This window comes from Mucilaginibacter sp. P4_E8, from assembly GCF_056401495.1.
Genome location: NZ_JBFUJG010000128.1, coordinates 1 through 13,773, shown reverse-complemented (window position 1 = coordinate 13,773; position 13,773 = coordinate 1). Strand labels below are relative to the sequence as shown.

At 44.3% G+C, this 13,773-nt stretch carries 14 protein-coding genes; 6 read left to right on the top strand and 8 right to left on the bottom strand.

Going from position 1 to position 13,773, the window contains the following annotated elements:
* The first annotated feature begins 151 nt into the window (after window positions 1-151).
* Window positions 152-859: a hypothetical protein gene (locus tag AC1DRQ_RS25450; protein WP_429397535.1), complete on the top strand. Its 708-nt coding sequence runs from the start codon at window positions 152-154 to the stop codon at window positions 857-859.
* Window positions 860-871: 12 nt separating this feature from the next.
* On the opposite strand, the gene AC1DRQ_RS25445 is transcribed toward AC1DRQ_RS25450, so the two are convergent.
* Genes AC1DRQ_RS25445 through fdhD form a run of 3 tightly spaced genes read right to left on the bottom strand, consistent with a single transcriptional unit; the run spans window position 872 to window position 4,448 of the window.
* A complete protein-coding gene (locus AC1DRQ_RS25445) occupies window positions 872-3,190 on the bottom strand; it encodes an FdhF/YdeP family oxidoreductase (RefSeq protein ID WP_477428022.1) in 2,319 nt (772 codons plus the stop codon).
* Window positions 3,187-3,543 carry a DUF7009 family protein gene (locus AC1DRQ_RS25440; RefSeq protein WP_477428020.1) on the bottom strand — a complete coding sequence of 119 codons (357 nt, stop codon included), beginning with the start codon at window positions 3,541-3,543 and terminating at the stop codon, window positions 3,187-3,189. The genes AC1DRQ_RS25445 and AC1DRQ_RS25440 overlap by 4 nt, the downstream gene beginning before the upstream one ends.
* A gap of 5 nt (window positions 3,544-3,548) precedes the next feature.
* Window positions 3,549-4,448 (bottom strand): formate dehydrogenase accessory sulfurtransferase FdhD, encoded by a 900-nt coding sequence (gene fdhD / locus AC1DRQ_RS25435; RefSeq protein WP_477428018.1) that lies wholly within the window; start codon window positions 4,446-4,448, stop codon window positions 3,549-3,551.
* Between the two features lie 417 nt (window positions 4,449-4,865).
* Here fdhD and AC1DRQ_RS25430 point away from each other — a divergent pair, with 417 nt between their 5' ends.
* Window positions 4,866-5,108, top strand: a complete 243-nt coding sequence (locus AC1DRQ_RS25430) for a MoaD/ThiS family protein (RefSeq protein WP_090464779.1) — start codon at window positions 4,866-4,868, stop codon at window positions 5,106-5,108.
* Window positions 5,109-5,240: 132 nt separating this feature from the next.
* On the top strand, window positions 5,241-5,663 hold the full coding sequence (locus AC1DRQ_RS25425; protein ID WP_477428015.1) for a molybdenum cofactor biosynthesis protein MoaE: 423 nt from the start codon (window positions 5,241-5,243) through the stop codon (window positions 5,661-5,663).
* A 337-nt stretch (window positions 5,664-6,000) separates the two neighbouring features.
* Here the strand turns inward: AC1DRQ_RS25425 and moeB are convergent, their stop codons facing one another.
* From moeB to moaA, 5 genes are all read right to left on the bottom strand, one after another.
* The gene (gene moeB, locus AC1DRQ_RS25420) at window positions 6,001-7,053 is read right to left on the bottom strand and encodes a molybdopterin-synthase adenylyltransferase MoeB (RefSeq protein WP_477428013.1); all 1,053 of its coding nucleotides are present in this window, start codon (window positions 7,051-7,053) and stop codon (window positions 6,001-6,003) included.
* Window positions 7,054-7,058: 5 nt separating this feature from the next.
* On the bottom strand, window positions 7,059-8,225 hold the full coding sequence (locus tag AC1DRQ_RS25415) for an NTP transferase domain-containing protein (protein ID WP_477428011.1): 1,167 nt from the start codon (window positions 8,223-8,225) through the stop codon (window positions 7,059-7,061).
* Window positions 8,206-8,676 carry a cyclic pyranopterin monophosphate synthase MoaC gene (gene moaC / locus AC1DRQ_RS25410; protein ID WP_429397549.1) on the bottom strand — a complete coding sequence of 157 codons (471 nt, stop codon included), beginning with the start codon at window positions 8,674-8,676 and terminating at the stop codon, window positions 8,206-8,208. Before moaC ends, AC1DRQ_RS25415 begins: the two co-directional genes overlap by 20 nt.
* A 174-nt stretch (window positions 8,677-8,850) precedes the next feature.
* The gene (locus AC1DRQ_RS25405) at window positions 8,851-10,047 is read right to left on the bottom strand and encodes a molybdopterin molybdotransferase MoeA (protein ID WP_477428008.1); all 1,197 of its coding nucleotides are present in this window, start codon (window positions 10,045-10,047) and stop codon (window positions 8,851-8,853) included.
* A 120-nt stretch (window positions 10,048-10,167) separates the two neighbouring features.
* Window positions 10,168-11,157 (bottom strand): GTP 3',8-cyclase MoaA, encoded by a 990-nt coding sequence (moaA, locus tag AC1DRQ_RS25400; protein ID WP_477428006.1) that lies wholly within the window; start codon window positions 11,155-11,157, stop codon window positions 10,168-10,170.
* 179 nt (window positions 11,158-11,336) lie between these two features.
* On the opposite strand from moaA, the gene AC1DRQ_RS25395 reads away from it, so the two are divergent.
* From AC1DRQ_RS25395 to AC1DRQ_RS25385, 3 genes are read left to right on the top strand one after another with little or no spacing between them, the layout of a single operon-like run.
* Complete coding sequence (locus AC1DRQ_RS25395; RefSeq protein WP_477428004.1) at window positions 11,337-11,804, top strand: hypothetical protein; 468 nt, start codon at window positions 11,337-11,339, stop codon at window positions 11,802-11,804.
* A gap of 15 nt (window positions 11,805-11,819) precedes the next feature.
* Entirely contained in the window at window positions 11,820-12,971 is a 1,152-nt protein-coding gene (locus AC1DRQ_RS25390) for an XdhC family protein (protein ID WP_477428003.1), read from the top strand.
* Between the two features lie 6 nt (window positions 12,972-12,977).
* Window positions 12,978-13,568 carry a nucleotidyltransferase family protein gene (locus tag AC1DRQ_RS25385; protein ID WP_477428001.1) on the top strand — a complete coding sequence of 197 codons (591 nt, stop codon included), beginning with the start codon at window positions 12,978-12,980 and terminating at the stop codon, window positions 13,566-13,568.
* Window positions 13,569-13,773 lie beyond the last annotated feature (205 nt).

Below are 13,773 nucleotides of genomic sequence, written 5' to 3'. Positions count from 1 at the left end.
GTTTACCAATTTAAGAAAGGCCGGGCGGATCCGTACTTCATGGCGTTTGAGGCTGGCGCAGTAAGTATTTTTTATTAAGGTTTCATTAAATTAAATAACATACTGCAAACCATGTCAATAATATTGTATTATTGACATGGTTTTTCTGGTTATGAAAAGAATACTCCTTATCGCTGTTATTATTTCTTTTATTATTGCATCCTGCAAAAAGGATAACAATTCATCAACTACTAATAAGGAGGATGATTGGATAAAACTGGAAATACCTAATGCCCGTGAGGCCTACGCTGTAGCCGGTGATATTGATGATACTTTACTGGTAGCCACCTGGACCAAAGCTTATTTCACTGCCGATAGGGGAAAAACCTGGCAAGAATCAAAGACTTTTGACACCAGTGTAGAAGGCTTATATATGAGTGGCGACACTGTTATGGCTTTAATGCATTTTAATGACATTCAAGCTGATGGTATTTACAAAGCTATATCAGCCCAGTACTATACACTTAATTTCGGAAAAACCTGGTACACTTATAATAACAGAAATGCAACTAATATAAGCCAACTGATAGGCATTGTTCAATCACCAATAAATAAGGCAACTTACAAGTTGAAATTTAATACTACATCCATTCCGGGCCCTGACATATATATCCATCACCCTACTGATATATTGAAAAACGGAAATATCATCAGCTTCCCATTCAAGCGCCGGCTCGAAAACTTATATCTTGATAAAGAAAGTCGTTTGTATGTAACCGCTTCCGGTGGCACTTATAACGAGAATACCGACACATTTGATTGTTGCCCGGTAACCACACCAGCTTTAATTTATATATCGAAGAAGCCTATGCCTCAATAAACACTTTTATACTTACCCAGCCTTATGCTTTTTAATCTTAATAAACACCAGCTTTGATGTAGGCGTATTACTTTGCTTGGCTACGCTGTCTATGGGGATCAAAACATTGGCTTCGGGGTAATAGGTAGCGGTGCAGCCCTGAGGAATGCTGTAAGGTACTACTACAAACAGATGAGCCGCGCGTTCAATGCCACCGAAGTTATTATACAGATCTACCTGCTCGCCCGATTTAAATCCGGCCTTTTGCATATCCTGCTCGTTCATGAATATTACCCGGCGTTCATTATGGATACCACGGTAGCGATCATCTAAACCATATATGGTGGTATTAAACTGATCGTGACTACGGATAGTGGTCATGCGGTATTCATCCGCAGCCATTTCATGTTTCGGCAAACCGGCCAGGTTGAATAAGATCCTGCTGCCATGCTTTGCACTCTCAAACTTGCCTGTTCGTGGGGCGTTAGGCAGGTAAAAGCCTGCGGGGGTACGTACCTTCTGATTATAACCTTCAAAACCGGGTATCACTTTGGCAATTACATCGCGCACAGCGTCGTAGCTTTTTTCATATTTATCCCAGTCGACTACCGAACGGCTGCCCAAAGTAGCTTTAGCCAGGCGGCATACGATCTGGTTTTCGCTCATCATATCCTTTGAGATGGGTTCCAGCATGCCTTTTGACAGCTGGATAACTCCCATCGAATTTTCACAGCTGATGAATTGTGCTTCGCCATTCACTACATCTTTATCGCTGCGTGACAGGGTTGGCAATATCAGCGCCTCCTCGCCATGCACCAAATGACTACGGTTAAGCTTGGTTGATACATGAACCGACATTTCGAGCTTGCGAAGCGCTTGGGCAGTATAGGTAGTATCCGGCGTAGCCGAAAGGAAATTACCTCCCATCGCGAAAAACACTTTCAATTTACCCTCATGCATGGCCTGTATTGATTCTACTACGTCATACCCATGATCGCGCGGTGGCTCAAACCCAAAAACCTCCTTCAGTCTATCCATCTGTTTGGGATAGGGCTTATCGTAGATCATCATGGTACGGTTGCCCTGTACATTGCTATGCCCGCGTACCGGGCATAAACCTGCGCCCGGCTTACCAATACTACCTTTCAATATGGTTAAGTTAACGATCTCTTTCACTGTATCTACCCCGTTTTTGTGTTGCGTAACACCCATAGCCCAGCAAATGATGATCCTGGTTTTATCTTTTAGCATATCAGCAACCTGCTCAATTTGTGCCAGCGGCACGCCTGCTTCCTGCGCCAGGTGATCAATATCATACTGGTTTAAATGGTTCAGGAACGCCACATAACCTTCACTGCTATTCTTTATAAACTCATGATCGAAAACTTTGCCGGGGTTTTCCAGCTCGGCTTTATACAATAACTTTTCAATGGCTTTTAACAGCGCCATATCGCCGTTAATTTTTACCTGCAGGTACAGATCGGCCAGGTGCGTAGTGATGCCCAGCAAGCCTTTAACTGTTTGCGGATTTTTAAAACCCATCAGTCCGGCCTCATGCAGTGGATTTATGGCAATGATCTTTGATCCTTTTTCCTTTGCCTTTTGCAATGCGGTAAGCATCCGCGGGTGGTTGGTGCCCGGGTTTTGCCCTATGACGATGATGACTTCAGTATCATAAAAATCATTCAGGGTAACGGTACCCTTGCCTATGCCAATGGAATCGGCCAAAGCAACACTGGTTGATTCATGACACATGTTTGAGCAATCAGGCAGGTTATTGGTACCATATTCGCGTATAAACAGCTGATACATAAAGGACGCTTCGTTACTGGTACGCCCGGAGGTATAAAAAGCCGCCTCATTTGGCGAGGCCAGGCTATTCAGTTTATCCCCAATCTTTTTAAAAGCATCATCCCAACTAATGGGCTGGTAATGTGTTGCGCCTTTTGGCAGATAAACCGGTTGGGCTATACGGCCCTTTTTGCCTATCTCATAGTCATTTAATTTGGCCAGATCAATCACGGAGTTTTGGGCGAAAAATTCGGCTGTGAGCTTTTTAGTAGTGGCTTCTTCGGCCAGGGCCTTTGCCCCATTCTCACAATATTCGGCAATGGGCGAACGGTCATCGTCCGGATCAGGCCAGGCACAGCCCGAACAATCAAAGCCGCCTTTCTTGTTCATTTTAAACAAGCCTTCCATACCACGCACAAAACCAGCCTCGTGTAAAATATCAACCATGGCCGCCGTTACCGCTGGTATGCCTGCGGCCCATTCTTTTTGATCATCTAATTTAAGGTCAAGCAGTTCTTCGGGGTTTTCTGCTGCCGGCTGTTCGTCTATCTCCTTGCTCATTTCTTTTTTGCCGCTAATGGGTTGGGGTAATTATCGCTCTGGTCTTCGGTCACGTTATCCAAACAGGTAAAATCTTTTTCAACCAGCAGGTGCAAGCTGCCATGCGTACCTTCAAAACCTACCTTATTGGTATCCGCAAATTCCACTATCAGTCTTTTAGGCACATACATGGTAATCGTATTATCTTTATAAGTTGCTGAGAGTTGCTCCTCATCTATCACCCGCAGGGCATAAAAAAGCTGCTGACTGCCAAAATCAACTTCTTCCTGCAAATGTCCCTCTTCGGCCAGCATGGCTGTATCGGTACGGGTAAGCCTGTATCTTAATGAATTGCCTTTAATACGTATTTTCATCAGCTTTATTCGTTTTTAATGGCGATGAAGTTATCATCAACGATGGTTTCATCACCTGGTATCAATACGCGGTGTGCCGCGGTATATATATTAAAACGCTCGTCGCGTAAAAAACCTATCAGGGTAATATTAAATTCTTCGGCTAACTGAACGGCCAGGCTTGATGGCGCTCCCACTGCCGCGATGATATTAATGCCTGCCATAACCGCCTTTTGTACCAGCTCAAAACTTGCCCTGCCGCTTAGCAACAAAACCGTTTGGTGCAGGGGCAACCAGTTATAAGTAAGCGCAGCGCCGATGAGTTTATCGAGCGCGTTATGCCTGCCAACATCCTCGCGCAGCAATAAAAGTTCGCCCATAGTGGTAAACAGGGCCGATGCATGTAAACCACCCGTATCTGCAAACACCCGCTGGTGCTTGCGCAATATAACAGGTAGTTGGTATAAAACAGCTGTTTGTACCGTATCCTGATCTGCCTGCTGCCCGGCAAAACTGCTCACCGTGCGGATAGCATCAATAGAGCCCTTGCCRCAAACCCCGCAGCTTGACGTGGTATAAAAATTACGCGCCGTATTTTGCAGGTGGGGCAACGTATCAGGACTTAAACTTACCTGTATCACATTCTCTTTATTTTCGGCGCAGGCAATAAAACAATGTTCCGTTTTGGCAATATCTTCGGTTTTTTTGATGATGCCCTCGGTAAATAAAAAACCGGTTGCCAGTTCGGCATCATGGCCAGGGGTACGCATGGTAACTGATATATTTTGCACCTGTCTTTGCCCCTCCGGCCCGTGCTCCAACCTGATCTCCAGTGGCTCTTCAATGGCAACAGCGTCGGTAGTTGTCTCGCCGGCGCTGGCATTTATTTTTATAACCCGGGTACTATATGTGGAATTAATGGCCATATGTAAATATACAATTTAGGGTGTTGATTTGTTTAATCCTGGCCTCCTGAAAAAAGGGGGATATTGGATTTTGTAGAGACACATCACCAATGTCTCCCACCTGTTAGAGACGCATGTGATGCGTCTCTACGTTAACCAGCCGTCGCTCAGCCTCAGCCCACAGATGTTCGGAAGATCTTTTAATTCCCTCCCCACGGGAGGGGTGTGTTGGGATGTGAAGCGGCAGGGAGGGGTTTCTACACGCGATTGAAATACCTTTATAGCGCATAAACCCCTACCTCCTCCTTCCCAAGGGAAGGAATCACTGACCCCAAGCTTTCTTTTGGAGCCGGAACCAAGCGACCATGCACTTTTAATATCATCCAAATAATTTACTTTTCCTGCGCTTTATATCCTATTTTGCCCTAATTTTGAGATATGAAGATTAACGTGCTGGCATTTGGTGTGGCAAAGGAGATATTTGGGAGTTCGCTGGTTAGCCTTGAATTAACAAACGATGCCACTATTTACAATTTAAAATACCTGCTGGAGCAGCAATATCCGCGCCTGAAACAACTGGCATCGTACATGGTTGCGGTTAATAATGAGTATGCCCTGCCCGGTGATACTATACATGAACGGGATGAAATTGCCATTATTCCGCCGGTAAGCGGAGGATGATTTTTGGAGTAAGGATTATTGGAACAAGGATCATTGGAGCAAAGATTATTAGAACAAGGACAAATAGATAAAAGATAGAAAGACAAAGGAGTCCTTGATCCTTTATCTTTTCATCCTTAATCAAAATATCACATGACCAATACACAAATACTACTTTCTGCCGAAACCCTGAACATACAATCCTGTATTGATTGGGTCATGTCGCCCGAATCAGGAGGGATTGATGTATTTATTGGCACGGTACGCAACGCCACCAAAGGCAAAGCGGTTTTAAAACTCGATTTTGAAGCTTACGAACCTATGGCCATCAGCGAAATGGAGAAGATAGTACAGCAGGCTTTTGATAAATGGCCGGTGCAAAGAGTGTTGATCCATCACCGTACGGGTGCATTACAGGTTGGCGAAGTACCGGTGATCATAGCCGTATCCGCTGCTCACCGCGACGCCGCTTTTGACGCCTGCCGCTACATTATAGATACCCTGAAACAAACCGTGCCCATCTGGAAAAAGGAAGCTTTTGAGGATGGCGATATTTGGGTGGCAGCACATCCGTAGGGATTTTATAAATTCTAAACTCTAAAAGCTAAATTCTAAAATAGTCATTTGTCATCCCGAACGAGGTACGAGGAGGGATCTTTTACACGGGATATACTGACCGTACAAGATTTCTCCCTACGGTCGAAATGACAACTGAAAATATTAAACAAAAGTCACTTCGTTCAGTATAACAAATTGGTATTCAAAAAAGAACCGTCATGCCGAACTTGTTTCGGCATCCCACGAGTCAAGTATATAATAGGGCGGTTCACTCGTCCTGAGAGATCCTGAAACAAGTTCAGGATGACAAGTCCGATATTGCAAATCCGAAATCGAACATCCCAAATCCGAATTATTATTGATCTTCCAGGTAGGCCTTCAAGCCGCCTGCTAAGGAGAATACTTTGGCGTCGGGAATTTCTTTCAGGATGAGTTTTACGGCTTCTTCGCTTCGTTTGCCTGTTGCACAGTAAAGTACTTTGGGTTTGGGATCGGTAAAGTAGGCCATGTAGCCTTCCAATTCGTCTAAAGGGATGTGGATGCCGCCGATGTCAACGGCTTCGCGCTCCTGTTCGGTACGTACATCTACCAGTTCAATAAGGTCCTCTTCTATACATTTTTTTAGTTCAGTTACTGATATGGTAGGGCTATTTACCGTTGCAGAAAGACCTCTGACCGGCGTTTTTGAAGTATTGCCAATTTTGATGATACGGGTCTGCATGCTTTGCGCGTCAAAAATCAATACTTTCCCTACCAGCAATTCGCCGGTTTTGGTGATGTATTTTATTACTTCGTTTGCCTGCATACAACCTATGATACCCGCCAGCGTAGGGATCACCCCACCCTCGGTACAGTTTGGAATCTGGGTAGCATCAACCTGCGGAAAAAGATCACGGTAATTGGGCGATCTGGAATTTTCATCATAAACTATATTCCATACTGCAACCTGCCCCTCAAACTGGTAAATAGCGCCATAAACCAGCGGTTTGCCCGTCATTACGCAAGCATCATTCAATAAATACCTGGTTTCAAAATTATCGGTACCATCAACCACAATATCATATTGCTCAATAATGCTTAATACATTACCTGACGTGATCTTTTCGGAATGTGGTACCAGTTTAACATCCGGATTTTGCTTTTGCAAACGCTCACAGGCTATGTCAACCTTACTTTGGCCTATATCAGCTGGCGAATACAATATTTGCCGGTGCAAATTACTCATGGATACCACATCATAATCGGCAATGCCCAAAGTACCAATACCGCTCGACGTTAAATACTGACCGGCCGGGCAACCCAGTCCGCCTGCACCAACAATCAGTACCCGGGCCTGCTGCAAAAGCTGTTGTGCTTCTTCGCTAAAACCGGGCAGGGCTATTTGGCAGCTATATTTTGAAATATCCATGATTATCAGTTAGCAGCGGTTTTTTGATGGAGAACTCTTTTTACTTTTTCCATATCCTCGGGTGTATTCACATTGGTCAACGCCATCGGATCTGGTGCATTTAACAGGTTGATCTCGGTATTGATCAATACTTTACGCGGACACGAATACCCCTGCGCCAAAAACGACAACAATATGGGGTAGCTTTTAGGTTCCCATATAGCGATCAATGGTTCAGGGAATTCAGTTACCGGACTATGGTAGGCTGTGGCGATTAATGAACTGTCTCGCCAGGCAACCAGATTTCGCAGGGTGGCCTCATCCATCAATGGCAAATCGCAGGCTATTACCAGCCAGGCGTTATCTGGTCTTTCGCGAAAGGCCGACAAGATTGCCCCAAATGGCCCCAGACCCGTAAATGTATCAACCAAAACAGGGTATTGTGCATCAACCTCACCATGCTGACCGGGCCTGCAGGATATGAATACCTCGTTACAAAAAGGCTTCAGCATATCGGCCATGTAGTATCTTTGCGGCTTACCGTGCCAGTTAACTTGTCCTTTATCAAAACCCATCCGCTGGCTTTTGCCACCGGCAAGCACCAAACCGTTGAGTACGGGCCTGGCCAGCTTCAAATTGGTTTCAAAAAAAGCGATGATCCTTTCCCTGTCTGATAGCCTGTAAACCGGTATACCCTGCCAGTGCGGCATGGCTTCCTGTACAAAATCAAAAACCTCGTCGCTGTTGTCGGCTAATAAAAACAGTTGCACGTTGGTTAATTGTTCAAGCCTTTTTTGCAGGGACGCCCTTTTGTTAATATCGATAATGACTATCTGCGCTTTGGCCTGCTGGTGATTACCGTTTACCAGTACCAGATCGGCGTTGGCAAATTGCTGTTTAAGCTGATAAGGCATCACCGGGTTTTGAAAATTGTACTGTTGATAATTTATCTGGTCGGTATAGTCAAGCATGGCCCCATTAGTGAGCCTGCCGGGGACCAGCGTAATATCGTCATTGTGTGATGTATCGGCGTAAGCGCATTTATAGGTTGGCGATAACGCCCGGATAACATCATCGGCCAGCAATTTTATAACCGTGCACGGCCCACCCACAATGGCCCACTCATTGCGGCCGAAGTTGCCTGATGCCGGCCTTGCCAGTTTAGCGTGTTTTTTATGCTCGTTTAAAGTCACGTTTACCTCCTGTTTTTGCTATCAGTTTGGTTTCTTTTATCACAATATCATGGCTCATGGCCTTGCACATATCATAAACAGTAAGCGCCGCGATAGATGCTCCTACCAACGCCTCCATTTCGATACCGGTTTTAGCGGTAATACTTGCTGTACAATCAATTACTATTTCCTGCTGCTCATTAACCTGAATGGTTATGCTGCAGTTATCCATACCCAAAGGATGGCAAAGCGGTATCAGGTCGCCGGTTTTTTTGGCCGCCATAATACCCGCAATGATAGCCGTTTGAAACACCGGGCCTTTTTTGCTCATCAAATCACCGTCAACCAGGTGTTGCAGCACCTCATCAGGCAAAACAACAACACTGCGCGCCGTGGCAGTGCGGTGGGTAACCTGTTTTTCGGTCACATCAACCATTGCCGGATTGCCTTGTTTATCTATATGGGTTAACATTATTTGTTTTCTTTTTGTCTAACGTTTTTGTCTGAACCTGGATTAAACAGATTTATTAGATTTTTGGGATTTTGCTTTCTGAACCTTGATTAGCCTGATTTTGAGATTTCCATGATCCCATCAATAAAAAATCCTGTTAATCCCTAAATCCCATAAATCCTGGTTCAGACAAATTTAATCGAACCTCAACACTTTAAACACATCTCCTGCTTTAAAATCGCTCCTTTCCAGGGGTAATTCTAAAAAAGCATCTGTATCTGCTAAGTTAGCAAAATCGCCTGAACCATTTCCTTCAATTGGCGATGCCATGAGCTGCCCTTGTGGGTTGCTGTGCAGTTTCACCTGCAAAAAATATTGCAAAGCCGGTTGAAAAGTAAAATCTTTATCTAAAACCGCGTACACGGGCAATTGTTCTGCAAAGCTTAAGGTTGCCTTTAGCCAGCGTAAAAAGTACTTGTGCAGGCACATGAATGTAGCCACAGGGTTACCCGGGAAAGCAAAAATAACAGCCCCGTTGTGATGCCCGCCAAACCAAAAAGGTTTACCGGGACGTTGCGCCACTTTGTGAAAAATCTTTTCAACCTGCGAGTCCTGGAGCGCCTGGGGTATATAGTCAAACTTACCCATAGATATACCGCCACTAAGCAGCAGTACATCATAATTTTGCAGGCATCGCTGTATTTGCTGTCGTGTAACATCAGGATCGTCAGGGATATGTACCATATCGGGCTGCAGCGCGTGTTGCTGTAAAACTGCCTTTATTGTATAGTTATTTGATTTCCTGATCTGATAAGGTGATGGCGTTTGATGTACATCAACCAGTTCATCGCCCGATGATATGATGACCACACGAGGCATTCTTTTTACCAGCAGGTGAGTTTTACCAACCGATGCAGCCAGGCTGATAATAGCCGGTGTAATCATTCGGCCTGCCGCCGCCAAAGTATCGTTTTGCTTTTTATCAGAGCCTTGCAGGTGCAGGTTTTGCCCCTTTTTTATATCTCGTGTAAGCACACTGGCCAGGCCGGTCCGTATCTCTACATCTTCATAACGGATCACCGTATTAACCGATGCCGGCATTACAGCGCCTGTCATGATCTCGATGCATTCATCCAGTTCATTAATTGTTGCAGGTTCATCGCCCGCGGCCTGGGTAGCTTTAATATGAAATGTATGGATACCGTTTTCGATGGCCTGGTAGTTAATGGCTATGCCATCCATGGTTACCCGGTTAAATGGGGGCAGGTCACGGTCGGCTTTTATAGCTTCGGCCAGTACCTTGCCCAGGGTCTGTTCAAATGGCAGGCTTTCGGTACCGTAATCTTTTAATTGTGCCAGTATCAGTTTTTCGGCTTGTTCAACAGTTGTCATATCATATATATCAGTTTTTTAAGTAGCGAGTATCAAGTATCAGAACAGCTGCATTTATTTTATGAGAATATCAAAAATATCGATACTTGATACTAACTACTTGATACTTTTTTATACTGTTCAACCGCCTATAGTGGCCATAGATTCGTGAATACCGGGATGTATCACCCGTTTGCGCTCGGCCTCCCATCCATCTATGGCGCGGCTGCCAAATGCATTCAGTAACACTGCCTTTAATTCGTCATCAGTTGCACCGTTACGCATCAGATCCTTAATATTAAGCCCGCCATCATCATACAAACAGGTTTTGAGCTCACCCTGCGGGGTTATCCTGATACGGTTGCAGGTACCGCAAAATGTACGGGAGTAGGCTGCTATGATACCTATAGTGCCCTGATGACCGGGTATCTGATAGTTATACGATGTAGAATATGACGGATCAGTTAATTTTTTTATCTGCGGATATTTACTTTTTATTTCGTCAAGTATGCGCACGTAATCCCATTGCAGGCCGGTGTAAATATGACCATCGCCATTAAACGGCATTTCTTCTATAAACCTCACACTCACGGGCATATCCTTGGTCATTTCAACCAGCGGGATAATGTCCTGTATGTTTTTGCCGTCCATTACCACGGCATTTATTTTTACTTCAATATCATGCTTAAGCAAAGCTTCTAACGCAGCCATCACATTGGCAAATTCGTCGCGGCGGGTTATGGTAAAAAAACGGTTGGCATCTAGCGTATCCAAACTCAGGTTTACCGACCGTACCCCAATCTTTTTCAATTCGGGCACATAGGGCGCAGTTAAAACCCCGTTTGTGGTTAGGCTCAATTCCTTTAAACCATTTAACTGCGATAAAGAGGTGAGCAACTGCATGATATCCTTACGCACAAAAGGTTCGCCGCCGGTAATACGAATCTTTTCGATACCCATTTTAACCAGTAAGGCACAACTTTGCAGCATTTCTTCATAGCTCATGAGTTCCTTACGCGACAGCCAGTTCAAACCATCTTCGGGCATGCAATAAAAACAGCGCAGGTTGCACCTGTCTGTCACCGCGAGGCGCAGGTAATTGATTGTTCGGCCGTGATTATCTGTTAGCAAGGTAAAATTTATTTAAGACAACGTTTGCTTTGAAAATTAAGCATTGTAAAGTTAAATATTACAAATGGCTGTAATGTTTTTTAATTGTACTTTTTGTTCTACAAAATTGGTGATATCCGATATTCTATCGATATTAATACCTTTGATTTATATATTTACGCTACCTAAAAACCTGAGTTATGAAAGTTACAGGCTATATGCTATTACCAATTATATGTTTAACGATTGCCTGTAACCAACAATCAAAAAACAGCATACATAAACCTTTAGCTAAAGGCGATAGTATTGTTTTGTATCAAAGTCCAGAGGTCTCATTGATCAGCTTAATAGCTAACCCTGATAAATACAACGGGAAAAAGATCCGGGTTATGGGTTATCTACATCTCGAATTTGAAGGCAACGGGTTATATCTTCATAAAGAAGATTATGACCATGCTATCGATAAAAATTCTATTTGGGTTAGCGTGGGTCCAAAACATCCCGAGGTTAGCACTTTAAAACAATATAGCGATCATTACGTAATTATGGAAGGCACTTATGATAGCCGCATGAACGGACATATGGCTATGAATAGTGGCAGCATAAAAGATGTTACCCGCTTAGATGTTTGGGATCCTGCTAATTGGAAAACCGTTAAAAAGAATTAATATTAATTACCAATTGTGAAAGAACTACAGGATATTGTGCAGGCTTTTGACAAAGCCGATAAAAATGGAAAGCAAACGGCATTGGCTACCGTGGTGCATGTAGAAGGTTCTTCATACCGCCGCGCCGGTGCCCGGATGCTCATTACCGAAGATGGAGAGCTTACCGGTGCCATAAGTGGTGGCTGTCTGGAGGGCGATGCCCTGCGCAAAGCCCGCCTGGTGATGGCCCAAAACAAGCCTATGCTGGTAACCTACGATACCACCGATGATGATGATGCCAAGTTGGGTGTTGGTTTGGGTTGTAACGGCATTATCCATATACTGATAGAACCTATACTGACCGACAGGCAGGATAACCCTATACAACTTTTTAAGCTATTTTTAAGCAAGCGCGAACCGGTTGTGCTTATTACGCTGTTTACCATGAACGATAAGCAGGCCTCACAACCAGGCACCTGTTTATTGCTGACCAAAAACGCGGATATTAAAGGTACTTTCCCTGATGAAGCCATAAAAGATATGTTACTGGCCGATGCCAAAGATGTTTTAGTAAACGGCAATTCGGTCACTAAAACCTATATCTATGGCGATAAATTTACCTGCTTTATTGAGCTGTTGCAGCCTGCGGTTTCGCTGGTGTTATTTGGGGCCGGTAACGATGCTATACCGCTGGTGCAACTGGCAGCCGTATTGGGCTGGCATATTTATATTGTTGATGGCCGCTCCAACTATGCCATACCCGAAAGGTTTCCGCTGGCTAAAAAGATCATTATGGCCAGGCCAGAAAACGCCCTCGCTCAAATAGTAATTGACGACCGCACAGTAATTGTACTCATGACCCACAACTATATTTACGATATGGCCGTATTAAAGCAATTACTACCGCTACAATTACTGTATGTGGGTGCGCTGGGTCCCAAAAAACGACTGTTGCGTATGCTGGAAGAACTAAAGGATGAGGGCATGGAAATTACAGATGAACAATTGGCAAGTGTTTACGGCCCAACAGGGTTAGATATAGGATCAGAGAATGCGGATGAAATTGCCCTATCCATCATTGCCGAAATGCAGGCAGTATTAAATAACAGGATGGGTACATCCTTACGCCATAAAAATGTGATCCATAACCGCCATACGGGGCATATTATTAAGCAAACTTTGCATTAATATGATATGACTGGATTGATCATACTTGCGGCAGGCGCATCAAGCCGGCTGGGTACACCCAAGCAAAACCTTATTTACCAGGGACAAACTTTACTGCAACGGGCCATCCACACCGCTTTAACTTCAGCATGTTGCGAAAAGATCGTGGTGGTATTGGGGGCCAACGAGGGTGTGATCCGTCCGAACATATCCGACCATCAGGTACATATTACCTATAACCCAAACTGGCAGGAAGGCATAGCCTCCTCCATACGGTTAGGTATTACCGAGCTGCAAAAGCTTGAACCCAACATAAAAGCAGCTATTTTAATGTTGTGCGACCAACCTTTTGTTGACCCTTTACTGATATACCAGTTAACTGAAAGAAAAGCAGAGAATAATAATGGCATTGTTGCTTGCGCCTACAAAGATACACTGGGCGTACCGGCTTTATTTGATGCCTCTTATTTTCCACAGCTACTCATGCTGCAAGGTAAAGAAGGTGCTAAAAAACTAATTAAAGCTTTTTCCCATGATGTTTTACCGGTGGCTTTCCCCTTAGGCGCTATTGATATTGATACTATGGATGATTATGAGGGGTTGGGAGAGCGGAAGTAAGCAATACAGAAAGAGTATAAATAAAACGCGTCATTGCGAGGAACGAAGCAAGAAGCCCCCTCTAAATCTCCCCCAAAGGGGGAGACTTTAAAAAAGTATTTTAAAGCCCTCTCCTTTGGAGAGGGTTGGGTGAGGCAATGACTGTATAGAGGATAACAAAAAATGTCCTGCCAATGGGCAGGACATTTTTTTTTATGCTCTGTAC

Excerpts from the sequence above, each read along its gene's own strand:
- AC1DRQ_RS25450 (WP_429397535.1), top strand. The coding sequence starts at position 152 with ATGAAAAGAATACTCCTTATCGCTGTTATTATTTCTTTTATTATTGCA.
- AC1DRQ_RS25445 (WP_477428022.1), bottom strand. The coding sequence starts at position 3,190 with ATGAGCAAGGAGATAGACGAACAGCCGGCAGCAGAAAACCCCGAAGAA.
- AC1DRQ_RS25440 (WP_477428020.1), bottom strand. The coding sequence starts at position 3,543 with ATGAAAATACGTATTAAAGGCAATTCATTAAGATACAGGCTTACCCGT.
- AC1DRQ_RS25430 (WP_090464779.1), top strand. The coding sequence starts at position 4,866 with ATGAAGATTAACGTGCTGGCATTTGGTGTGGCAAAGGAGATATTTGGG.
- AC1DRQ_RS25425 (WP_477428015.1), top strand. The coding sequence starts at position 5,241 with ATGACCAATACACAAATACTACTTTCTGCCGAAACCCTGAACATACAA.
- moeB (WP_477428013.1), bottom strand. The coding sequence starts at position 7,053 with ATGGATATTTCAAAATATAGCTGCCAAATAGCCCTGCCCGGTTTTAGC.
- moaC (WP_429397549.1), bottom strand. The coding sequence starts at position 8,676 with ATGTTAACCCATATAGATAAACAAGGCAATCCGGCAATGGTTGATGTG.
- AC1DRQ_RS25405 (WP_477428008.1), bottom strand. The coding sequence starts at position 10,047 with ATGACAACTGTTGAACAAGCCGAAAAACTGATACTGGCACAATTAAAA.
- AC1DRQ_RS25395 (WP_477428004.1), top strand. The coding sequence starts at position 11,337 with ATGAAAGTTACAGGCTATATGCTATTACCAATTATATGTTTAACGATT.
- AC1DRQ_RS25385 (WP_477428001.1), top strand. The coding sequence starts at position 12,978 with ATGACTGGATTGATCATACTTGCGGCAGGCGCATCAAGCCGGCTGGGT.